Here is a 22,872-nt window from a genome sequence, read left to right as displayed (position 1 = left end):
CATTTCAATAAATTAAATCGCCACCAGAAGAAAAACACGATGAAAAAAAAGCTACTCAGCGCCTCCGTCGCACTTATGTGTTTAGGAAGTTTTAATGCCCAAGCCCTCACTTATTTAACTGCTAAAGCAATGGTAGATGTACAGACAGGTGAGGTTATTCAATCGCCGCTGATCACTATTGATAACGGTGTGATCACTGATGTTGCACAAAACAAAAAGCCGAACATGACCAAAAACGATCAGCATATTGATTTACCCGAGCTGACTTTAATGCCGGGCCTTATGGATATGCACGTACATTTAACGAGTGACCCAACCGTATCGCGAAGTGAGCGTTTAAGTCAGTCGGTACCGCGTATGGCTATTAAGGCCGCGTACTTTGCTAAAAAAACATTGCTTGCTGGCTTTACTACCCTCAGAAATGTAGGGGCCGAGGGTTATAGTGTGATTGCAGTGCGTGACGGTATTAACGCCGGTGACATTGTAGGCCCACGAATTTGGGCAGCAGGCCCTTCACTTGGTATTACAGGTGGACATTGTGATAATAACCGTTTACCACCAGAGCTAAAATACACCTCTACAGGGGTAGCCGATGGCCCATGGGCTGCACGTGTAAAAGTGCGTGAAAACATAAAATATGGTGCTAATGCCATTAAGTTTTGCGCCACAGGCGGCGTTTTTTCTAAAGGGACAAAAGTAGGTGTACAGCAATATTCATTTGAAGAAATGAAAGCCATTGTTGATGAAGCCCATATGCGAGATTTACCTGTAGCCGCTCACGCACATGGTACAAGTGGTATTAAAACAGCCATAAAAGCCGGTGTTGATAGTATTGAACATGCCAGCTTTTTAGATGATGAAGCCATCGCACTTGCTAAAAAACATGGCACGTGGTTATCAATGGACATTTATAATACAGAATACACTCTGAGTTTTGGCGAACAAAATGGGGTAGACGAAGAAAATCTCAATAAAGAACGCCAAGTGTCTAAAAAGCAGCGTGATAGCTTTAAACGTGCAGTAAAAGCAGGTGTAAATATGGTATTTGGTACCGATGCTGCTATTTACCCTCATGGCGATAACGCTAAACAATTTAGCCGTATGGTTAAATTTGGTATGAGCGAACTACAGGCAATACGCTCTGCAACTATTAACAGTGCTAAGCTATTAAAAATGGAGAATAACTTGGGCCAGCTAAAATCTGGCTTTGCAGCAGATATTATTGCTGTTAAGGGCAATCCACTTGAAAATATCGCTACGCTCGAGCACGTACCTTTTGTCATGAAAGCAGGCGTTGTTTATAAAAAGTAGTCACTAGTGACTACTTTCACAAAAGCATGAAGGCTTATACTTTCATGCTTTTTTATTTTTTTGCGTCAATTTTAACCTTTAATTTACTTTTTAGAACAATAACCGACCTAAAAACCAACTATTTTCACTTTTTTAGAAATTTTTATTCACTTAACGAATAATAACTATTATTATTCGCGCACTTTAAGAAATGCGAATAATTATCAATATGAAAAAGTTCAACTATTCACTTTTAACTTTAGCGTGTTTAAACGCTCCTTTAGCCCTTGCTGCAACAACGGCTGAAAAAGACATAGAACGTATAAGCGTTTATGAAAAGCAAAATCAAGTTGTAATGAGCTCAGGACTTGCAACTAAATCAGACATGTCGTTAATGGAAACTCCGGCACCTGTTGTTATTATCGACCGCGAACTTATAGAATCACAAGGTGTAGATAGCCTACAAGAACTTGTACGTAACGTAAGTGGTTTAACTCAAGCCGGTAATAACTATGGTATAGGTGATAATTTAGTTATTCGTGGTCTTGATGCTAACTATACATACGATGGTATGTATGGCGGTGCTGGACTAGGTAATACATTTAACCCTACCCGTTCACTTACAAATGTTGAATCAGTTGAAGTACTTAAGGGCCCTGCTACGGGTTTATACGGCATTGGTAGTGCAGGCGGTGTAATTAACCTAATTGAAAAAAAACCAGAGTTTGAAGAAAAACATAAAGTTTCTGCAGAGCTTGGTCAGTGGGATAGCTATTCACTTGCCTTTGATAGCACCAATGCAATTACCGACGACCTAGCTTACCGTGTAATGGCTAAAACAGCCTCAAGCGATGGGTTTCGTGATTTAAAAGAAGACCGCGACGAAATTTATACCTCACTTAAATATATAGTGAGCGATAAGCAAGACATAATGATCTCAGCTGCGTATATTAAAGATTCAATTGCAGTAGATTCTATCGGTCACCCTATTCGAATTTATAACGCAGAAACAGCCAATGGGTTAACTGCGGGCGAAGTAACCGGCGCAGATTTAGCCAATGATCCATCAGGCAATGGGGTGCAGTTAACTGCGGCTCAACAAACTCAATTAGCACAGTCACTTTCATCAACCGACGGACTAACACCTTACGATTTTGGTACTAACGGTATCATTTCTCCAATGGCCGATGACAATGAAGGTGAAGAACTTCGCTTTAAGCTAACTCATAATTACTTCATTACCGATGATTTATTTTTAAATCAACAATTACAATACCGTAATTACACATCAAGCTTTGCACGTCAAACGGGTGCGTTTAACTACGTGTATTCAACACGTGATGGCATTATTAATAATGACCCACGTGCCCCATTAGTAGAAGACGGCGAATTATACCCATTTGCAGCTCGTCGCCAAGAATATCGCCAAGTAGAGGCTGATGAAAAATCATGGCAGTATTTCTTAGATTTACGCTACGACTTTATGCTTGGTGACATTGATAACGAACTACTCGTTAATGCAAACTACGAAGATAGAGATATTCGCTTTAAGCAATACTCTATTTATGATGCAGACAAAGTTATTTACGACAGCGAAGGCGAGGTGCTTTACCAAGGTACTTTACCATATATTTACGATATGCGCTCGCCTAATTGGCCAACAGGTAACTTTGATGACTACGACCCGCTTAAAACCAGTGACTACAACAAAAAAGTACAAGCCTGGGGTTTAGGTATACAACATGTAGGTTATATAACTGAGCAGCTAACTACACGTGTAGGTGTTGCTTATAACCGTATTAAGCAAACGTATGAGCATTTTGGTGTAGATGAGCGTTATAGCTCAAGCCGCGCAGAGCCAACGCCTGAGGCGAATACTTCAGATAGCGGCTTAACATATAACTTAGGCGCTACGTATCAACCAACTGAAGACTTTTCGGTATTTATTAACCATGCTAAAGGGCGCACTGCATACAGTGTACTTGGCTCAGTAGCAGGCAACGAAGCAGACCGTGAAGACTCTGAATCTATCAGTAACGATTTAGGCTTTAGATTTAAAGCATTTGATGATCAATTGTTAGCATCACTTGTAATATTTGAAAGCGCGCGTACTAATTTAGAATACGCTAACCCACTTTATGAAGCCGGTGTGTCAGGCCCAGATGTAGTAGAAAGCTACTACGATGGCGAAGAACAAACTAAAGGCGTAGAGCTTGATTTAAATGCACATTTAAATGAGCAATGGAAAGTAAATGTAAACGGTGTATATCAAGATGCTCGCGATAAATCTAATCCAAATAGCAGCAGCTACGATACGCGCCAAAAAGGGGTGCCGTATGTAACTGCAAGTACGTGGGTTACCTACTACGCAGATATGTTTAACCTACCAGAAGCTGTTAATATCAGTGGTGGTATTACATTTGTAGATAACCGCAGCACTAACTCAAGTTCGTTTAGTATCCCTGATGGCTATGTACCTAGCTACACGGTTTACGATGCGGCAGTTTCGTACACAACTGATAAATGGCATATGCAGCTTAATTTAAACAATTTGTTTAATAAAAAATACTACTCTAAAGCCATGTTTTTAGGTGGTATGCCAGGCGAAGAGCGCAACGCTAAACTTAGCTTTAGCTACACACTTTAATCCCGCGTAAGCAATTAATTTACTCCTACCTAGTAGGAGTAAATTAAACTTTTTATTCGTTTTTACTCTACAAAAAAGATACCTTCCTAAGCGTTGCTATAATTTATAAGCGTGCTAGCATTACTTTCTGAATTTACTGAAACTTAAAAAGCTATGAGTCTATCTGAAAAAAACTTAGCCTTTGTGATGCACTGTGGTGAAATGGGCAGCCGTTGGGGTTTCAATCGTACGATTGGCCAAATGTGCGGCTTACTGATCATCACCAAAGAACCCATGACCGCTAATGAGATTGCCGATGCGCTAAGTATCTCACGCGGTAATGTGAGCATGGGTATAAAAGAGCTGCAATCATGGCAATTAATTAAAGTGCATCATATTCCTGGCGATCGTAAAGAATATTACGCTCCTGCAGGTGAAATTTGGGATATGGCTAATCGCGTATTTGAAGAGCGTAAAAAGCGTGAAATAGACCCTACCCTTAGTTTGTTGCGCGACAACTTGTTAGACGAAGCAAACAATGAAGAAGAGCGCTATGCACAAAAGCAAATGGGCGAAATCCATAATTTACTCGAAACGGTTACTAAGTGGTCTTCAGAGTTACAACGCTTAAGCCCTGAGCAGCTGAATAAGCTAATGAAACTAGGCTCAGGAATTGGAAAGGTTATTGATTTAAAAGATAAAATATTTAAAAAAGAACATGATTAAACAAATAAAAAAAGCCGCATAGCGGCTTTTTTATTACACAACAGCGTGCAAATTATATTTTCGGATAACCGATTCTATCTGATAAATAGCCCACGCTGGTGGCAAAGTAATATGAGCGGTTCCAGTGCATAAACACTTTGTAGTTATCATACGCTAAATACATGCGACCATTAATATCATCAGGCATAACTAGTGCGGCGCGTACATCTACATTTGGTAAATCTGAGCCATCAGCTTTGCGTACACCCAGTGCTTGCCAATCAGCTAATGAGCGCTCAGAATCACTCCAGTATTCTAACCATTGCTTACGTGTTTTAGTGCCACGTTTTAGCACGTATTTGCTGTCAAAATTTTCAGGTAACTTAACTTGGCGACCCCAAGTGAGTGAGTCATTCCAGCCTTCTTGTTTTAAATAATTAGCAATCGATGCAAATGCATCTTCTTTTGTGGTCCAAATATCTTTACGGCCATCGTTGTTGTAATCAACCGCGTAGGCATTAAATGAAGTAGGCATAAATTGCGTTTGCCCCATTGCGCCTGCCCAAGAGCCTTTAAATTTATCAAGGCTTATATGGCCTGATTTTAAAATATCTAATGCTGCCCAAAGCTGGCGTTTATAAAGTGCCTCGCGACGACCATCAAAAGCAAGTGTTACCAAAGATGAAATAACGTTATGGCCACCTTGTATTGTACCAAAGTTACTTTCAAGGCCCCATAATGCCACAATAAAGCGCGCTTGTACGCCAAACTCTTTAGCTACTTGCTCTAGTACATCTTTATTTTCTGCATAAAGCTTACGTGCACGGTCAATTTTCCACTGTGGTACACGTTTTGGTAAGTAGGTTTCGAGGGTTTCTTTAACCTCTGGCTGATTTTTATCAGCCGATACAACTTTTTCTTTGTATGAGGCAGTCGCAAATGCATCGTCAATTAATTTGCTATCGTACCCTTTAGCAATGGCCTCTTGCTTTAAGTCACTTAAATAAGTTTGAAATTCGGCCTGCGTTTTAGCAACTACAGAGCCACTTAAACACACTGAGCATAAAATTACGGCTAACTTTTTAATCACTATCAACTCCGTTTTCTTTTCGTAATTGGCTAAGTAAGTTTTCTTCTGGCGGTGGAATCTGTAAATAGTAGCCTTTATCGGGATCGGCTAAAGCTTCTTTTACAGTTTCAAGGTCGGCGCCACCTAAATGATCTCGCTTTGCTAAGTTAATGATCATTACATAAATAGGTTGACCAAACATTGCCAGTAAAGGTTCAGGCACTTTACTAAAATCATCTCTTTTTTCAACAAATAAGAAGGTATCCGCTTTTTTCTTACTTTTATATACCGCAGTGAGCATAATGGCCCTATTTAATCTTGCTTAACATTGCCGCACACTATAACATGAGAGTAATAATAAGTTAGAAAAATTAGATTAGAAATTTCATTAAAGGCCTTATTCAGCCTACGTTTATCTAAAATTAATTTCTAATCAGACAAATCAATTGAGCGTGTATGTCGGAACAAATTTTTGAGCTAAAAGGGAACCTTTTCACACTATCAGTATTGCATCTTTACAGCACTGATATCGCCCTTCTAGCAGAACAGTTGTATGTAAAAATAGCCCAAGCTCCTCGTTTTTTTGAAGGAGCGCCTATTGTTGTTAATTTAGAAGAAATTAAAAACAGCTCACTTGATTTTGACCATTTAAAGTCTCTCATTGAGCGTATGAGCTTTAATGCTGTAGGTGTATGTAACGGCTCAGATGAGCAACACACCCAAGCTAAAGCCGCTGGTCTATCAGTACTAAATTACTCGCAAGATGCTAAAACAGCCCCGGTTAAACAAGAGGCACCTAACACCTCTATTGTTGAAAAAAACGTGTATCTACCCGCACAAGTAATAAATGGCACGGTGCGCTCAGGGCAACAAGTTTATGCAAAAGACAGAGACTTAATTGTACTCGGTGCAGTAAGCCATGGTGCAGAAGTAATAGCCGATGGTAATGTGCATATTTATGGCACCTTACGCGGACGTGCTATTGCAGGTGCAAAAGGGATTAAAGATGCCTGCATTTTTTGTCAAAAGCTTGAAGCCGAATTGGTTTCAATTGATGGCAACTACTGGATCAGCGACTCATTACAAGGTGAGCACTGGGGCAATGCAGTACAAATACAACAAAAAAACGAATCACTAGAAATTTCAGCTTTGGTTAAAGGATAAATCTCATGGCAAAAGTTATTGTCGTAACGTCAGGTAAAGGCGGTGTTGGTAAAACAACATCAAGTGCTGCAATAGGCACTGGTTTAGCTTTAAAAGGCTATAAAACAGTTATTATCGATTTTGATATTGGTTTACGGAATCTAGATTTAATTATGGGGTGTGAGCGCCGTGTAGTATACGATTTTGTAAACGTAATAAATGGCGAAGCCAACCTAAATCAAGCGCTTATTAAAGATAAACGCGTTGAAAAATTATTTTTACTACCCGCATCACAAACACGCGATAAAGATGCCCTGACTCGTGAAGGCGTTGAACGCGTATTAAACGAACTTAAAGAAGACTTTGACTACATTGTCTGTGATTCACCTGCAGGCATTGAAGCTGGCGCTATGATGGCTATGTACTTTGCTGATGAAGCAATCGTTACTACCAACCCAGAAGTGTCTTCAGTTAGAGATTCTGACAGAATTTTAGGTATTTTACACAGCAAGTCTAAACGTGCTGAAGAAGGCCTAGAAAATATTAAAGAACACCTTTTATTAACACGCTACAACCCTGAGCGAGTTGAAAAAGGTGAAATGTTATCGGTAGAAGATGTTAAAGATATTCTATCTATTCCTTTACTCGGTGTTATTCCTGAGTCGCAAGCGGTGTTAAGTGCCTCTAACTCAGGACAACCAGTAATACTTGATGGTGATTCAGATGCAGGGCAAGCGTACGCTGATGCAATCAATCGCTTACTCGGTGAAACAGTCGATTTTCGCTTCTTAGATGTTGAGAAAAAAGGCTTATTTAAACGGATTTTTGGAGGTTAATGTGTCTTTACTTGACTACTTCCGCTCAGAAAAGAAAAATAGCGCGTCATTAGCAAAAGAGCGATTGCAGATCATTGTCGCGCACGAGCGTTCGCAACGTGGAACACCGGATTACTTACCACAATTAAAACAAGACATATTAGATGTGATCCGTAAATACGTGAATGTAAACACGGATGCAGTGCAGGTACAGTTTGATCAAAACGAAGATGATTTAGCGGTACTTGAGCTCAACGTGACATTACCTGACGAAGAAAAAAAGTAGCACAATTAAAAGCGGCATTTTAGATGCCGCTTTTTGCTTTTATACCCATTAGATTAATCAAGTGATCTATTTTAAGGCTGGAAAAACGTGTTACTAGCTAGGCAAAAAATTCGCTATTTAGTTGTTCAAAATGCGATTTTTACGTAGTTAGCGACCCAATTAGCCCACAGATTGATTAAGTATTAGCGCAGTTGGGTATTAGGTCATTGAGTGTAGTAAAATAATCGAGTTAAGCCCAATGGTTGCTTTTAGTCTCTTATAAGCGGCAAGTATGTTAGTATGCGTGTAATGTTTTTTTGTACTTACTTTTGCCATGCTTAATTCCCCGCCCTGCTTTACATTATTTTCAAAACCAATAAATAGTATCCCCCTTCCAGATAAATTTACGTTTCCGTTTTACTACCAACCTCATCCGCTATCTGTTTTAGCTGCAACGCAATTACAGCAGCAACTTGAAACACATTTACCGTATAACGAAAATGACAGCAACAAAATAGCAGCGAATGATGGCAAAATGTTTGGTGTACTGGTTGTACAAAACCAGCAACAACAGCTTGGCTTTTTAGCGGCGTATTCTGGCCAACTTGAAAATTTAAATACCGATATAAAATGCGTGCCTAATGTATCTAAAATGGCATTGGAAGAGGTGAGTTATTTAAAAGAAAGTAAAATTATTAACGAAATAAATGCGCAAATACATGCCCTAGAAAATGCAAGTACATTGAATAAATTAACAGCGTCATTAAGTGCTGATAAATACGCGTTTGATCAACAGTTACAGGCTCAACAAAGCGTAATGCAAGCCAATAGAAAAGCACGTAAAAAGGCGCGCAGTGAACTTGCAATTGATAACAATCTAACAATAACGCCTGAGCAGCAAGCAAGCTTGAATGAACTGGCAAAACAAAGCATAGAAGATAAAAAACACTATCAAAGCATAAAAGATCACTGGCATGATAAAATAACTCTGCAACAGCAGGCGCTTAATACCCTACAGGACGAAATAAAACAGTTAAAAAAACGCCGTAAGATTTTATCTAAAAACTTACAAAAACACGTGTTTGCACAGTACCAATTTTTAAATGCAGAGCATGAAGTTAAAGATCTCAACGCCATATTTGCAGCATTGCCTGAGCTTACACCGCCATCCGGTGCGGGAGATTGCGCGGCACCCAAGCTATTACAATACGCTTATCTTAATAATTTAAAGCCAGTGGCTATGGCTGAGTTTTGGTGGGGAAGCGCACCTAAGTCGGCAATACGTCAACATAAAAACTATTATCCTTCTTGCTACAGTAAGTGCCAACCTATTTTATCGCACATGTTAAAAGGCCTAAGCATAGAAGATAACCCGCTACTCGTTAACCCTGCTCAAGGTAAAACGCTGCCCATAGTCTACCAAGATGATGATATTGTTATTGTAAATAAGCCTAGCGAGTTTTTATCTGTACCAGGTGTCAATATTGAAGATTCTGTATATTTACGTATTCAAACGCAATTTCCGCACGCAACAGGCCCGTTAATTGTACACAGGCTCGATATGTCTACATCAGGCTTATTAGTGGTGGCGCTCAACAAACGCGCCCACAAAGCTTTACAAAAGCAATTTATTGCCCGCACCATTGATAAACGTTACATTGCGCTGGTTGATGGTATTGTGCCCGAGGACAGTGGCAAGATAGAGCTGCCATTGCGGCTTGATTTTGACGATAAACCACGCCAACTCGTGTGTTATAAAAACGGCAAACCTGCACTTACTACATGGCAAGTGCTTGAACGTAAAAACAATATTACACGCCTACAGCTCTACCCTAAAACAGGGCGCACTCACCAGTTAAGGGTACACTGCGCTCACCACTTAGGGCTGAACATGCCTATTATTGGTGACACACACTACGGTAAAAAGGCTAACCGATTACATCTACATGCTGAGTATTTGGCGCTAAATCACCCCATTACACATGAGCGTTTAACGTTTAGTGTAGCGCCCGATTTTTAACATAGCCTGCTAACTAAATAATACCAATTCGCATAATTAAGTGATCTATTTTGAGGGTGGATAAATGTATAGATAGCGACACATTAGCCCTTGAAAATGATCAAATATTATTGCGTATTGGTATAAGTAGGTTTAATTATCCCACTCTTTAAGTGCGTCTTTAACAAAACCGTAGCGCCAAGAATTAAGTAAATCAGGTTTAATATGATTTACCTTTTGCTCATCGGTAAGTTTCCAATTCCAACTAATAAGCTGATTAATTTGCTTTTTAGAGGCCATTACATCCTCTGGAATACCCTGCTCTTTTGCCACTTTCGTGACTTTTTGTTTAATGTCCTTAGCTACTTTTTTATAAGCTGGAAAATCAATTAAACGTTTTAGCACAGGCGGATGCTCATCAACTGCAAGAGCTTTGGCCTTTTCAATACACTTTAGTATTTCGACCCCAGAGCGATTTACTTCCATCGACTCAACACCCGGAATTTGTCTCAGCGTATTTAAGCTTGAAGGCCCACGTTTAGCAATTTCCGTCATGTTGTGCTCTTTAAGCACAAAGTTAAGGGCTAAATTTTTACGAATAGCTTTGTTACGACGCCATACAGCTAATTCTTTTAATACTGCTAGCTCGTGCGGTTTTAATTGCCATGCGTTTTTTATATCTTTGTAAAGCAACTCATCTGGGGTTTGAAAGGCGCGTTTATTTGCAATTAACTCGCTCTCATTTATTACAATATCAAATAACTCAGCTTTATTGATACGCTCAATTATTAGTTCAAAACAAGGCAGTAAATGGAACGTATCAGCGGCTGCGTAATCGAGCTGCTTTTTAGTTAATGGGCGCTGTAACCAATTAGTTCGCGATTCACTTTTGTCTATCTCTATGCCTAGCAGCTCTTTTACCATTAGCGCAAAGCCCACACAGTTGCCTTCGCCTAAAAGCTGAAGAGCAAATTGTGTATCAAACAAAGGAGCAGGTACGAAGCCTGCATATTTTTGAAATACTTCAATATCTTCTGAAGGCGAATGCAACACTTTTAGTACTGCAGGATTTTTTAATATTTGCCAAAATTCAAATAACGAAAGTTCGGCAAGCGGGTCTATTAGAGCGAGATGCTCGCCATCATATACTTGAATAAGTGCAACTTCAGGGTACAAAGTACGGCGGCGCATAAACTCTGTGTCTATGGCTAAAATAGGCTTGTTTTTTATTTGCTCAACAAAAGTATTGAGTTGATTTTGTGTTTCGATCAATTGGTATTGCACTTAATCTCCTACAATAAAAAAGCCGGCTAATGCCGGCTTTTTTATAGTTTACTAATCTTTTAGGGCTCTTCTGAGAATTTTACCTACATTTGTTTTAGGTAACTCATCCTTAAACTCAACGAGTTTAGGCACCTTATAATTAGTTAAATTATCACGACAGTGATTTATTATATCTTTTTCAGTTAAAGAAGGGTCTTTTTTAACAACAAAAACTTTAACTTGTTCACCACTTACATCGTGCGGAACACCAATAGCCGCAACTTCTAGTACGCCATCGTGCATGGCAACCACTTCTTCTATCTCATTTGGGAACACATTAAAGCCCGATACAATGATCATGTCTTTTTTGCGATCAACAATATAGAAGAAACCTTCATCGTCATACGTGGCAATATCGCCGGTAGCAAACCAGCCATCTTGTAAACATTCTGCGGTTGCATCTGGACGATTATAGTAACCTTGCATAACTTGTGGGCCTTTAACCCATAGTTCGCCGGGTTCACCTTTTGCCGCTTCTTCACCGTTTTCAAGCATTAGCTTTATTTCGGTGTTTGGAGCAGGTAAACCAATAGAGCCATTGTATGCTTCTAAATCGTAAGGGCTTACAGTTACAAGTGGCGCACACTCAGTTAATCCGTAACCTTCCATCAATTTAGAGCTAGTCACTGTTTGCCATTTTTCAGCTACAGGGCGTTGCACTGCCATGCCGCCACCTAATGACATTTTTAAATGACTAAAATCAAGCTCTGCAAACCCTGGTGTATTAAGTAGCCCGTTAAACAAAGTGTTTACACCGGTAATAGCAGTAAATTTATGCTGATTAAGCTCTTTTACAAATGCTGGCATGTCACGTGGGTTTGTAATTAATACATTCAAACCACCGTACTTCATAAACGTTAAGCAGTTAGCTGTTAACGCAAATATATGATAAAGCGGTAAAGCAGTAACAACTACTTCAGTACCTCGGTCTAAAACCTTATCTAAACAACCCGACACCTGCTCAAGGTTACCAACCATATTACCGTGGCTAAGCATTGCACCTTTAGACACACCGGTAGTGCCACCTGTGTACTGTAAGAAAGCTAAGTCAGATAATTGCATTTCTGGACGTGCATACTTTGCAGGGTCACCTGCTAGCACATCCGAAAACTTAATTGTATTTGGCAGGTTGTAGCTAGGTACCATTTTTTTTACGTATTTAACTACAAAATTAACGATATGCTTTTTAAAACCACCAACCATGTCGCCCACTTGGGTAACAACAATGTGTTTTACATCGGTTTTTGCAAGTGCTTTTTCAAGTGTATCTGCAAAATTAGCCAATATAAAAATAGCCGACGCGTCAGAGTCTTTTAATTGATGTTCAAGCTCTCGTACTGTGTAAAGTGGATTTACGTTAACCACTACACAGCCCGCCCGTAAAATACCCAAAATAGCGATAGGCGTTTGTAATAAGTTAGGCATCATTACGGCAACTTTGTCACCTTTTTTAAGACCTAAATCATTTTGAATATACGAAGCAACACGTTGTGTAGCTGAATCTATTTCATTATACGATAATGTTTTACCCATATTCGTAAATGCAGGTAAATCTTTATAATCGGTAAAACTTTTTTCGAACACTTCGAGTAACGAGTTGTAATGCTCAGGATCGATTGTTTCAGGCATACCTTCTGGGTAGCGCTTAAGCCAGATTTTTTCCACTCTTAGCCCCTGTTTATAATTATATTTTTATTAACCTTAATCTAAGTAAGGCGCTTTAACAATTGAGCAAATACTCTAATGCAGGAATAATCCCACATTTGGCGCTAATTTACAATTAACATGCACCATTTTGCAGCATAAAGGCTTGAATATGCTCAAAACATAACCCACTGCTTTGCATATGGCAATGATGCCCGCCATCTACATTAATTACCTTTAAGTTGTTGTAATAACTAATATACTTCTCCAAGTTTTGTTTTACAAACGAATAACCTTGGTTACCTAAAATTAATTGGCTTGGTGCAATTAATTGTTTTATTGCACCAATACATTGCGCTTCATCAAACCTAAAACCTGAGTGATTTTTAAGCTTAGGGTCTGTTGTTAACTCATACCCTAGTTCAGTTTGCTTAATATTACGACTCATCAACAAAGTGATCAGTTCGTTTTTTAAATCTGTTTTATTTGCACGCGCTTCGATAATAGCTGATTGCGATTTATAAACGCGCTTTTTTTTATTGTAGGCACGCTCTCTGTTAAGTACCGCCCCTTTTAATTGCTCACATACCTCATTACTGGGGGTTGTAACACAGCCGATCCCTTCAATAAAGGTAACAGAATGTACATACTCACTAAAGCAACTAGCAAATAAACCAGCCACCATTGCGCCCATTGAATGGCCAACTAAATGTACCTTTTTTGCCCCTAAGCTCTTTATAAGTTGGTACACATCGTCAATATAATCAACAAAATAATAATGAGCGTCATGTGCACGCCAATCAGATAACCCATGCCCAGCAAAGTCAACACAATACCAAGTATGCTCAGGATTGGCCTTATCCAGCATAGGCGCAAAACTATTACAGTTATCTAGCCATCCATGTAAGGCTATAACTAGCTCATCGCCAGTGCCTTTTTGTAAGCCACGGAATGTTATATTTCTTGTTTTTATTTCAAATGGCTGCAACAGACACCTCTTTTAAACGTGCGACATTATTTATAACATACTAGTTGTCAGACCTCTAATACCAAAAGTTTTTATATTTTTTATATTTATAAAGACCACTTAAATTGTAAGGTTAACTTTTCAATGTAAATTATATGAATAATTTCAATATCTTAAATCAACTAATGTTTCATTAATTAAAATAAAAATAACACAATGTGAGCAAATACTCTTTAGGTGCGTAATGTATACCATTATATTCATACACTATAATTAACATAAGCTAAAAAAATGGTTGTATTGTTTTAGTGACAATTAGCTCAATGAGTTTACTTACTTTGCTTTTTATTCTTACTCCATTTCATTATTATACAAGGGCGTATTGAACTTTGTAGATTGAAACGTGTTCAATCTACGGGCTGTTAAATCGTGGTACGAAGTTTGTAACCTTGTGAGCTGAGTAAAAACTTGGCAAAAAACTTAATCGCCTAAAGAATAATTTTTTGGCCGCGCCATGTTTAGTATTTATGCTGCAAATTCAACACGCCGTAACCATATACAATTGTGGTGCTATTTAAATAGCACATTCATAGGGATAAAAATGAAAAACCAACTTAGCTTATTAGCACTTTTATGTGCATCAACTAGTGCTTATGCAGATGATGCACCTAAAAATGTAATTTATATGATTGGTGATGGGATGGGTCCTGCCTATACAACCGCTTATCGTTATTTTAAAGATGATCCAACCACCAAGCAGATTGAAACAACCGTATTTGATACTATTTTAACAGGTATGGCGCGTACTTATCCTGATGATCACACTTATGTTACCGACAGTGCTGCAGGTGCAACCGCATTGAGTAGCGGCCATAAAAGTTATAATGGTGCTATTGCAGTCGATGCAGACAAAAAACCCGTCAAAACCATGTTAGAAATAGCAAAAGAACGTGGTATGACAACGGCATTAGTGGCTACATCGCAAATAAACCATGCTACGCCTGCAAGTTTTGCTACACATAACGAATCACGCCGGAATTACGATGCGATTGCTAATGAGTACATAGATAACAAAATTGCTGGTAAACTACCTGTTGATTTAATGCTAGGTGGCGGTACGCAGTATTTTATTAGAGAAGACCGTAACCTAGTTGATGAATTTAAAGCAGCTGGATATCAATATAACGATGATATAAAAAACCTTGGTCAAATTACGCAAATACCGGCACTTGGCTTATACGCCCCAATTGGCCTACCTTTTGCGCTTGATGCTAATTCAAACCACTTAACGCAACTAACAGCTAAAGCATTTGATTTACTTGACGGCCAAAATAAAGACGGTTTTTTTGTCATGATTGAAGGCAGCCAAATTGATTGGTGTGGGCATGCTAACGACGTGGCCTGTGCCATGGCCGAAATGGATGACTTTGCACAATCGATTGAAAAAGCAAAAGCCTATATTGATAAAAACCCAGATACTTTATTAGTGGTTACCGCAGATCACTCAACTGGCGGATTAACCTTAGGTGCGCATGGCCAATATAAATGGGATACAGAGGTTATTAAAGGCGTTAAAGCAACAGCCGGTGAGCTGACAAAGCAATTACTCGCTGCCGATAACCTAGAGCCTATTTGGCGCGCCAGCACAGGTATTGAATATACACCAGCTAATAAGGTAAAACTTGAGCAAGCGAAAAAAATGGGCGAAACAGCGCTTAATTTAGCTATTAAAAGTATTATTAGTGATGCAAGCTTTACTGGTTGGACAACAGGCGGACACACCGCTGTAGATGTACAAGTGTTTGCCTACGGTAAAGGCAGTGAGCACTTTAACGGTGCACAAAATAATACAGATATTGCCGATAAACTAATTGGCTTTATTAAACAATAGCCGTTAGCTAACGTAAAAAGCCCGAACCTGTGTTCGGGCTTTTAATTTTTTACTATTACTTGGGCTAAGCGTATATATCAACGCCTATTAAATCTTGTACTTCAGCCCGGCGTTCTAAATTTGCAAATTCAGTATATGTTGAAATCGCTTTACTCACTGTTGGGCTTGGCTGATCGTATATAGTTTGGCTGTACTGCGTACTCTTTGTGTTTTGTGTAAAGTACTGATTAGCGAGGTTTAAGCCTTCCTCGCTGGTTTTTACATAATCTGTGTTAGTTTTTTGGCTGGTGTTATTTTGAACTAAAGCTTGAGGCTTAAGTGTGATTGCTTTAGCCGAGTTTACTCTACCAGGAATATCCCCAGTAAAAAAACCTGAACCAATTGGCAAAGTCATAGACAGCCCTCAAAATTTAACATATTAAAATTATGATTTAAAAACAGCCAATTTGCAACATCCTTACTTACTCGCGACCCGGTAGCTTTTTCCATGTTACTGTATCACGCACATATTTAGGTTGCGCATCGCTTGCTTTAACAACATTACCATTTAAAAAGGCATCATCAACGTGGTTAAGCATGTAACGTGCATCTGGTAATGTAATTTCAGTAATTATTTGTATATTACTAAAATTATTAAGTGCGTCTGGGTAAGTTTTAAAGCCTGTGCCTACTGCCACAGCCTGCTCATTATTTACAGATATAAAATCAGCAGTTAACAGCTCAGGTTTAATTACACATTCTTGATTCACTAGTTCCATTTTAGTGTTATTTAGCTGGTAATTGGCAAAGTATATTTCGCCCATACGCGCATCAATAGCTGGATATACGCAAGTACTGCCATTTTGTTCAAAAGCTTGCTGCGCCATAATAGCTAACGTTGATACACCCACTAGCGGTAAATTTGCCGAATACGCTAAACCTTGTGCTATAGCTACACTAATACGCACACCTGTAAAACTACCAGGGCCTTGGCCAAAGCCAATAACGTCTAAGTCTTTTAATTTACACTGTGCTTTATTAAGAAGCTCATCAACTAAAGGGAGTATTTTTTGACTATGTTGCTGTGGGCATTCTTCAAAATGATGAAATGTTTGGCCCTCAAAATGTAAAACTATAGATAACGCTTCTGTTGAGGCGTCTAGGGCAAGAATATTACTTTTAATCATTTTAGTACTCTAGTTAATGTGTTTTAAAAATGTGTTTGCATCTTCTAAGCTTCGCGTGCGGCGCATCGGCGGTAAGCTTTTTAAAAATACTTGGCCATATTGGCGCGTTACTAATCGGTTGTCGCAAATAACTAGCACGCCTTTATCTTTGTTATCTCGTATTAAACGCCCTACACCTTGTTTGAGCGCAATGACAGCCTGTGGCAACTGAATATGTGCAAACGGGTCTTTGCCTTGCATTTGGCAATCTTGCATTTTGGCTTGCAGCAATGGGTCATCCGGTGCTGCAAAAGGTAACTTGTCGATAATAACACAGCTTAGCGTACTACCACGTACATCAACACCTTCCCAAAACGAAGCAGTACCTAACAATACCGCATTACCATGGCGGGTAAATTTTTCGAGTATTATACGCTTAGACATTTGCCCTTGCATATAAACTGGGTAGTCCATTTGTGTGGTTAATCCCTCAGCCACTAAATGCATCATTCGGTAGCTGGTAAACAACACAAAGCAACGCCCTTTAGCTGATTTGATCAGTTCTAGGGTTAATTTTATAATTGCATGTGGCATGTTCTCGGCATGCGATTCAGGTAAATAGCGCGGTAAGCACAATAATGCCTGATTAGGATAATCAAAGGGGCTATCCACCATCATGCTTTGCACTGGGGTAATGCCTAAACTTGCGTTAAAGTGATCCAGCTTATTGTCAACCGATAGTGTAGCTGAGGTAAATACAAACCCTGCACCGGTATCTTTCATCATTTGGGCAAATTTAGCAGAAACATTAAGCGGTGTAATATTAACCGTTAAATAACGCCTTGTGGTTTCGTACCAATAGCTAAAGCCCGTTTGTGCGGTATCAAAAACACGCTCTAACTGACCTTTAAACGCTAATGTACGCTCAAACGGGTGCTCTATTTTATCACTACGCTCTAGGCATAGCTTTAATACTTGGTAGACAAAGTCTAAATCGCTGATCACCCGATGTAGCGCTGCGCAAATTAATTTATCACTGAGCTTTTCGCGCCAATCACCTCGGCTACCATCAACCCCAAATTGTAAACGTAAGTCGGCTACACTGGTTTCAAGCTTATTAAGGCTTTTTCCAAGCTGTAGCATATCGGGAATTTCTGCACGGTAAATAGCGCGTAAATCGTTAATTAAATCCACCAGCTTTTTGGTGCTTATGCTTTCACCAAAGTAGTCACTGGCAATTTCACTCAATTGGTGCGCTTCGTCAAAAATATAAGCGTCGGCAGTGGGCATAAGTTCGGCAAAACCGGAATCTTTTACTGCCATATCGGCAAAAAATAAATGATGATTTATAACCACTACATCCGCTTCGGCAGCATTTAACCGCGCTTTGCGTATATAACATGATTGAAAGTCTGGACACTCTTTGCCTAAGCAGTTATCAGCAGTTGAGTTTACATAGGGCAGTACTTTGGCATCTTCTTCAATACCAATACAATCAGCTAAATCCCCCGACTGTGTTTCACTGGCAAATTTTGCAACCATGGCAAGCTGATGCATTACATCGGGGTCATCTGTAGGTACATGGGCTACATGCTGGTTCAATCTGTAAGTACACAGGTAATTAGCACGCCCTTTTAACAATGCGGTTTTTTTAGATGCATTAAGTGCTTTTACTAGCTGAGGTAAATCACGGTGGTATAACTGCTCCTGCAAGGCCTTAGAGCCTGTTGAAATAATTGTTTTACCCTTAGATTTAAGGGCAGGCGCTAAATAGGCAAACGTTTTACCTGTACCAGTCCCCGCCTCAACCACTAACTGCGTGCTATTTTTTAATGCATCGTTAACGGCAACGGCCATATCAATTTGAGGTTGGCGAGGCGTGTATCCATCTAGAGATAACGCTAACGGCCCGGTTGCACTAAACAGCTGTTTGATAATACCAGTCACTTTACAAAAAATAATAGCGCGATTTTACGTAAGCCTGGCTATAAGGGCAAGCCCATTGGAATTAAAGGACACGCATATTTAAGGTAAGGCTAAAATTGAATAAAGTTTAATTTGATATTTAAAAATAAAGATTGCCCAGTCACCTTGTATTAATCTCTTTATTACAACCAGTAACACCAGCAAATTTGCATTAACTAACTGTCTTCTAAAGACATAAATTAAGTACTAAAAGCCCCATAAATACTGTGACACAGCCTAGTCACAGGAGTAATATACGCCGCGTTTAATTCTCTTTTTTCGTTCTTTAAAATAATTTAAGGTTAGCCAATGAATGCTTGGTATCTCATTTGTTTTCTCTCTGCCATTGCAATTTTTATTGCCTTTGCAAACCAGTATGTTCTCAAAATGCAAACAACTATCGCCATTACAACAGGCTCAGTTGTTATATCCTTGTTATTGATTATTTCGGTTAAATTATTAGGCGATAAAACAGCACTAGAAATCACCCAAGTTGTCGCAAGTATCAATTTTAATGAGTTACTTTTAAAAGGTATGTTGGGCTTTTTACTGTTTGCAGGCGCGCTGGAAATAAACCTACTTGCACTGCGCAAACAGCGATGGGAAATAACCGCACTGGTGCTGTTTTCTACTGTGATGTCTACTTTTTTAGTCGGCTATCTAAGCTTTTATATATTTACCGTGCTCGGCTGGCCTGTACCATTTATTTATTGTTTACTTTTTGGTGCATTAATAAGCCCTACCGATCCTATTGCTGTGCTCGCTATTATTAAACAATTACGCGCCCCTGAAGGTATTTCAGTTCAAGTAGAAGGTGAGTCTTTATTTAACGATGGTATTGGTTTAGTTATTTTTACAACACTTTTTTCTGTCGCGTTTTTTGGAACAGATGCAAACCCAAGTGACATAGCAGAGCTCTTTTTTGTTGATGCTATTGGCGGCATTGTGTTTGGTTTAGTTATGGCGTTAGTGGGTCACTTTTTAATTATTAACTGTAAAGATGTAAATATTCGTTTATTAATTACTTTAACAATTCCTACAGCGGGCTTTGCAGCTGCAAATATTTGGGAAATATCGGGCGCATTAGCCATGGTTACCAGCGGAATTATTTTGGGCAATATTACTCGCGCAAAAGCCACAGAACGTACAGGCCCCGAAAACACACGCTATATTAAAGACTTTTGGCACGCTACCGACAGCTTTTTAAATGCGTTATTGTTTTTAATCATAGGTATGCTGATTGTTACTATGCCAGTAACCTTAGCTGAAATTGGCTTAGGGCTAGTGATGATCCCTGCTATTTTAGTAGCACGCTTTATTAGTGTTGGCGCGCCTTTTGTCATATTTAAACGCTTTAGAAATTACGATAAACACAGCGTGAAAATTTTAACTTGGGGTGGTTTACGTGGTGGTTTAGCGCTTGCTATGGCTGCGGCAATTCCGCGCGATGAAGTTTTTATATCAGGCAGTGACCTACATGACTTAATTGTTATTGTGACTTATGTTGTGGTTATATTTTCAATAATAGTTCAAGGGTTGACTATATCTCCTCTTATACAAAGCAGTATTAAATCAGCTGATCAGACCCAATAGTTTTATTGATGATACCCGCAGTAATGTCACTGCGGGTTAACTGTATTTTGCTTATTACTATTTACTTTCATTTCACCAAACTCTTTTAAAGCAGAACAACACCAACCTAGGTTTTTTAAAAAATTAACCACAGAGTAATGGCTATTAGTGTAAAAATTTTTATTAATTCACGGCAAAGTTGAGCTCTAAATGTGGGTAATAAAGCTGGCAATTTTTATTAATAAACGCTGTTGGCATAGCAGCATATTGACCGTGATCTTTTAAGTATTCCATATGCTTTTTACCATCAGTAGTAAATTGATGAAATAAAGAGTGATTAACCCCATCAAACTCTAACGGCTTTATGTTAACTAAGTCACATAACTCCTTATTAAAGGCTGGGGTTGATTTTACCCAATTCCCTTCAATAAACTGCTCTACGTAAGCATGCATCGTAAACACCTCATTCTTTAGTAACTCATCTAATTTAGGGGTGCTTAAATGGTTACGAACATCAGCTAAGCCTAACCGTGCAGGGATATTACATGCTCGGCTTAATGTTATTTGTAGCGATGCCTTAGGGATGCAATACGCTGCTTTGTTATCTAAGCAATAATCGCTACTGAGTGACTTTGCTCCATCTAAAAGAGTAAAGGGATCATATTTAATCTGATCTCTTACAAGGTAATAAATTGAAATTGCCTTGGTGCGATCGTTTTCTCCTTTTACCTTTTGTAACCAGCTATTTATTTGGTAATGATTTTGATTAAAAAAAGCATCATTTTGTAAGTACTGCTGCAAACCTGCCCCCTAAAAAAATGTGTTTATTATTATCCCACGTAGTTTAGCTATAATTTAAAATAGTAAAAAGCACTTAAAAACAATAACTTTTAAATACATGAGTCTTTAAAGTATGATCCCATGTTACTTTTACAAATATTAAAATAATATGTCTGCACAGGTACTTTTAACAGTTCGATCGGGCCAAATGAAATTATGAAAAATATAGCAATTATTGCCTATGAAGACTGCTGGGCTGTGAGCGTGTTTTTAGCAAAAGACTTTTTTACTATTGTTTCCTTGCTCGACTCGCATTACTCATTACCCCAAAGTTATGAAGTAGAAATAATAACGACCGACGGTAGTGCAATAACTAGTTCAAGTAATTCACTTGTTATTGCCGATAATTCGCTTTCTGATAAAGCGTATGATTTAGTTATTATTCCGCCAATAGAGGGCTCAAAATTAAAAAATATGCCACTTGGCACTGACTTAATTATTAATTGGCTAAAACCAAAAATACACAGTAGTACGTCTATTCTTAGTTTAAGTACTGGCTCTTACTTTTTAGCAGCCACAGGTCAATTGAACAAAACGGTGATTGCGACTCACTGGAGCTTGGTTAAGCCGCTCAGTAAGTTATTTCCTGATTGCCAATTTATTAGCCATAAATCGTATTTAAAAACCGGAAACATCTATACAACAGGCTCCTTTGAGGCGGGTATCAGCGTACTTTTAGGAATTGTTGCTAAAGATAAAGGCGACCGTTTTTCTCAGCAGTGTGCTACCCATTTACTTATTTCTGATTCTAATAAGTTAAATCTTATTTTGCCTCAATTTAATAATCATAGAGATGAGAAGATTAACGAGATACAAGATTGGATTAATAACCATTCAAGCGGTTTAATCACTATAAGTGAGTTAGCAAAACAATTTAATTTTAGTGAACGCAATTTAAAAAGACGATTTTCGCAAGCAACAGGAATATCAATTAACAAATATGTACAAGAAGTCAGAATAGATAAAGCCAAAAAGCAATTATTAGCAACAGATAAAACCGTGAACGAAATATCGGTGGATGTGGGCTATGAAAACAGTAGTTTTTTTTCTCGTCTATTTAAAAAAAGCACAGGGCTAACGCCTGCAAAGTGGCGTAAGAATGATTAAGTATTATCGCAAATTGGTATTAAGCCCACGTATCTAAATGCTTGTTACCTTCATCATCTACGGTGATGGCTTTTTCATTAGCGGTGTTTGCGCTTTGGTTACTTTGAGCTGCTTCTAATCGTTTTTTATTTAGCGTTTGCTTTTTTTCATTTTCCAGCTTAATTTTTTGTGTTTGCGGCGTATTTTGCACACCTGCAATGTGAAAGGCCCCTTTTGGCTCGAGTTCGAGTCGTGAAATTTTCCCTAAAAAAGGGATCATTATATCCATGCAATCCTCCTAAACGTTAATTTACCAAATTAGATAAAACGACCAATAAAGCCTGTTTTGTCTACATTTTAAACATTAAAATAGCAAAAAGTGAGGTTTTGCTCTCAATATTATCGACCGTTATAAGATATGCTTTAATTAGGTAAAAAAAAACTTGCCTTAGCAAGGCGGTTTATGTTTTTATGAATGCGAAATTTATTGAAACAGATTAAAGCTTAACGCTCACTAAATAGCGCTA

Annotated in this window: 20 protein-coding genes; 10 read left to right on the top strand and 10 right to left on the bottom strand. The window is 38.6% G+C overall.

The window, feature by feature from the left end:
* Window positions 1–39 precede the first annotated feature (39 nt).
* The 3 genes from WDB87_RS13085 (at window position 40) to WDB87_RS13075 (ending at window position 4,642) form a co-directional block, all read left to right on the top strand.
* Window positions 40–1,311, top strand: coding sequence for a Xaa-Pro dipeptidase (locus tag WDB87_RS13085; RefSeq protein WP_337850082.1), 1,272 nt, complete (start codon window positions 40–42; stop codon window positions 1,309–1,311).
* 208 nt (window positions 1,312–1,519) lie between these two features.
* On the top strand, window positions 1,520–3,937 hold the full coding sequence (locus WDB87_RS13080) for a TonB-dependent receptor (RefSeq protein ID WP_286248163.1): 2,418 nt from the start codon (window positions 1,520–1,522) through the stop codon (window positions 3,935–3,937).
* Window positions 3,938–4,090: 153 nt separating this feature from the next.
* Window positions 4,091–4,642 (top strand): GbsR/MarR family transcriptional regulator, encoded by a 552-nt coding sequence (locus WDB87_RS13075; protein ID WP_004586357.1) that lies wholly within the window; start codon window positions 4,091–4,093, stop codon window positions 4,640–4,642.
* A gap of 52 nt (window positions 4,643–4,694) precedes the next feature.
* On the opposite strand, the gene WDB87_RS13070 is transcribed toward WDB87_RS13075, so the two are convergent.
* Together WDB87_RS13070 and WDB87_RS13065 are read right to left on the bottom strand one after the other, a co-directional pair.
* Complete coding sequence (locus tag WDB87_RS13070; protein WP_286248158.1) at window positions 4,695–5,711, bottom strand: lytic murein transglycosylase; 1,017 nt, start codon at window positions 5,709–5,711, stop codon at window positions 4,695–4,697.
* Window positions 5,704–5,991, bottom strand: coding sequence for a YcgL domain-containing protein (locus WDB87_RS13065; RefSeq protein WP_089349769.1), 288 nt, complete (start codon window positions 5,989–5,991; stop codon window positions 5,704–5,706). Before WDB87_RS13065 ends, WDB87_RS13070 begins: the two co-directional genes overlap by 8 nt.
* Window positions 5,992–6,146: 155 nt before the next feature.
* On the opposite strand from WDB87_RS13065, the gene minC reads away from it, so the two are divergent.
* The 4 genes from minC (at window position 6,147) to WDB87_RS13045 (ending at window position 9,933) form a co-directional block, all read left to right on the top strand.
* Window positions 6,147–6,854 carry a septum site-determining protein MinC gene (gene minC, locus WDB87_RS13060; protein ID WP_286248154.1) on the top strand — a complete coding sequence of 236 codons (708 nt, stop codon included), beginning with the start codon at window positions 6,147–6,149 and terminating at the stop codon, window positions 6,852–6,854.
* Window positions 6,855–6,859: 5 nt separating this feature from the next.
* Complete coding sequence (gene minD, locus WDB87_RS13055; RefSeq protein WP_024031716.1) at window positions 6,860–7,669, top strand: septum site-determining protein MinD; 810 nt, start codon at window positions 6,860–6,862, stop codon at window positions 7,667–7,669.
* Between the two features lies 1 nt (window position 7,670).
* On the top strand, window positions 7,671–7,934 hold the full coding sequence (gene minE / locus WDB87_RS13050; protein WP_004586362.1) for a cell division topological specificity factor MinE: 264 nt from the start codon (window positions 7,671–7,673) through the stop codon (window positions 7,932–7,934).
* 313 nt (window positions 7,935–8,247) lie between these two features.
* A complete protein-coding gene (locus WDB87_RS13045; protein WP_337850081.1) occupies window positions 8,248–9,933 on the top strand; it encodes an RluA family pseudouridine synthase in 1,686 nt (561 codons plus the stop codon).
* A gap of 132 nt (window positions 9,934–10,065) precedes the next feature.
* On the opposite strand, the gene rnd is transcribed toward WDB87_RS13045, so the two are convergent.
* The 3 genes from rnd to WDB87_RS13030 all read right to left on the bottom strand — a co-directional run bounded on the left by rnd (window position 10,066) and on the right by WDB87_RS13030 (window position 13,867).
* A complete protein-coding gene (rnd, locus tag WDB87_RS13040; protein ID WP_337850080.1) occupies window positions 10,066–11,196 on the bottom strand; it encodes a ribonuclease D in 1,131 nt (376 codons plus the stop codon).
* Window positions 11,197–11,247: 51 nt separating this feature from the next.
* Complete coding sequence (gene fadD, locus WDB87_RS13035; protein ID WP_286248141.1) at window positions 11,248–12,900, bottom strand: long-chain-fatty-acid--CoA ligase FadD; 1,653 nt, start codon at window positions 12,898–12,900, stop codon at window positions 11,248–11,250.
* Between the two features lie 115 nt (window positions 12,901–13,015).
* Window positions 13,016–13,867, bottom strand: a complete 852-nt coding sequence (locus tag WDB87_RS13030) for an alpha/beta hydrolase (protein WP_337850079.1) — start codon at window positions 13,865–13,867, stop codon at window positions 13,016–13,018.
* Window positions 13,868–14,447: 580 nt separating this feature from the next.
* On the opposite strand from WDB87_RS13030, the gene WDB87_RS13025 reads away from it, so the two are divergent.
* Complete coding sequence (locus tag WDB87_RS13025; RefSeq protein ID WP_337850078.1) at window positions 14,448–15,737, top strand: alkaline phosphatase; 1,290 nt, start codon at window positions 14,448–14,450, stop codon at window positions 15,735–15,737.
* Between the two features lie 64 nt (window positions 15,738–15,801).
* Here the strand turns inward: WDB87_RS13025 and WDB87_RS13020 are convergent, their stop codons facing one another.
* The 3 genes from WDB87_RS13020 to WDB87_RS13010 form a co-directional block, all read right to left on the bottom strand.
* Window positions 15,802–16,131: a hypothetical protein gene (locus WDB87_RS13020; RefSeq protein ID WP_286248134.1), complete on the bottom strand. Its 330-nt coding sequence runs from the start codon at window positions 16,129–16,131 to the stop codon at window positions 15,802–15,804.
* 67 nt (window positions 16,132–16,198) lie between these two features.
* Entirely contained in the window at window positions 16,199–16,903 is a 705-nt protein-coding gene (gene tsaB / locus WDB87_RS13015) for a tRNA (adenosine(37)-N6)-threonylcarbamoyltransferase complex dimerization subunit type 1 TsaB (protein ID WP_337850077.1), read from the bottom strand.
* A gap of 9 nt (window positions 16,904–16,912) precedes the next feature.
* Window positions 16,913–18,829 (bottom strand): ATP-dependent DNA helicase, encoded by a 1,917-nt coding sequence (locus WDB87_RS13010; protein ID WP_286248131.1) that lies wholly within the window; start codon window positions 18,827–18,829, stop codon window positions 16,913–16,915.
* 327 nt (window positions 18,830–19,156) lie between these two features.
* On the opposite strand from WDB87_RS13010, the gene WDB87_RS13005 reads away from it, so the two are divergent.
* On the top strand, window positions 19,157–20,440 hold the full coding sequence (locus tag WDB87_RS13005; RefSeq protein ID WP_286248129.1) for a cation:proton antiporter: 1,284 nt from the start codon (window positions 19,157–19,159) through the stop codon (window positions 20,438–20,440).
* A gap of 162 nt (window positions 20,441–20,602) precedes the next feature.
* Here the strand turns inward: WDB87_RS13005 and WDB87_RS13000 are convergent, their stop codons facing one another.
* A complete protein-coding gene (locus WDB87_RS13000) occupies window positions 20,603–21,220 on the bottom strand; it encodes a transglutaminase-like domain-containing protein (RefSeq protein WP_337850076.1) in 618 nt (205 codons plus the stop codon).
* Window positions 21,221–21,415: 195 nt separating this feature from the next.
* Here WDB87_RS13000 and WDB87_RS12995 point away from each other — a divergent pair, with 195 nt between their 5' ends.
* Window positions 21,416–22,366: a GlxA family transcriptional regulator gene (locus WDB87_RS12995; protein ID WP_337850075.1), complete on the top strand. Its 951-nt coding sequence runs from the start codon at window positions 21,416–21,418 to the stop codon at window positions 22,364–22,366.
* Window positions 22,367–22,385: 19 nt separating this feature from the next.
* Here WDB87_RS12995 and WDB87_RS12990 read toward each other — a convergent pair whose 3' ends face one another.
* Window positions 22,386–22,634, bottom strand: coding sequence for a hypothetical protein (locus tag WDB87_RS12990; protein ID WP_286248124.1), 249 nt, complete (start codon window positions 22,632–22,634; stop codon window positions 22,386–22,388).
* Window positions 22,635–22,872 lie beyond the last annotated feature (238 nt).

The organism is Pseudoalteromonas sp. C12FD-1 (assembly GCF_037414265.1).
Taxonomy (GTDB): Bacteria; Pseudomonadota; Gammaproteobacteria; order Enterobacterales; family Alteromonadaceae; genus Pseudoalteromonas.
Note: the sequence above shows the minus strand (reverse complement) of the source record. Positions and strands in the feature narration are given on the sequence as shown.

Bases quoted from the DNA above. Each gene is read 5' to 3' on its own strand.
- WDB87_RS13080 (WP_286248163.1), top strand. From the start codon at position 1,520: ATGAAAAAGTTCAACTATTCACTTTTAACTTTAGCGTGTTTAAACGCT.
- WDB87_RS12995 (WP_337850075.1), top strand. From the start codon at position 21,416: ATGAAAAATATAGCAATTATTGCCTATGAAGACTGCTGGGCTGTGAGC.
- WDB87_RS13020 (WP_286248134.1), bottom strand. From the start codon at position 16,131: ATGACTTTGCCAATTGGTTCAGGTTTTTTTACTGGGGATATTCCTGGT.
- WDB87_RS13045 (WP_337850081.1), top strand. From the start codon at position 8,248: ATGCTTAATTCCCCGCCCTGCTTTACATTATTTTCAAAACCAATAAAT.
- minC (WP_286248154.1), top strand. From the start codon at position 6,147: ATGTCGGAACAAATTTTTGAGCTAAAAGGGAACCTTTTCACACTATCA.
- WDB87_RS13085 (WP_337850082.1), top strand. From the start codon at position 40: ATGAAAAAAAAGCTACTCAGCGCCTCCGTCGCACTTATGTGTTTAGGA.
- WDB87_RS13065 (WP_089349769.1), bottom strand. From the start codon at position 5,991: ATGCTCACTGCGGTATATAAAAGTAAGAAAAAAGCGGATACCTTCTTA.
- WDB87_RS13075 (WP_004586357.1), top strand. From the start codon at position 4,091: ATGAGTCTATCTGAAAAAAACTTAGCCTTTGTGATGCACTGTGGTGAA.
- WDB87_RS12990 (WP_286248124.1), bottom strand. From the start codon at position 22,634: ATGGATATAATGATCCCTTTTTTAGGGAAAATTTCACGACTCGAACTC.
- minD (WP_024031716.1), top strand. From the start codon at position 6,860: ATGGCAAAAGTTATTGTCGTAACGTCAGGTAAAGGCGGTGTTGGTAAA.
- WDB87_RS13025 (WP_337850078.1), top strand. From the start codon at position 14,448: ATGAAAAACCAACTTAGCTTATTAGCACTTTTATGTGCATCAACTAGT.
- tsaB (WP_337850077.1), bottom strand. From the start codon at position 16,903: ATGATTAAAAGTAATATTCTTGCCCTAGACGCCTCAACAGAAGCGTTA.
- WDB87_RS13005 (WP_286248129.1), top strand. From the start codon at position 19,157: ATGAATGCTTGGTATCTCATTTGTTTTCTCTCTGCCATTGCAATTTTT.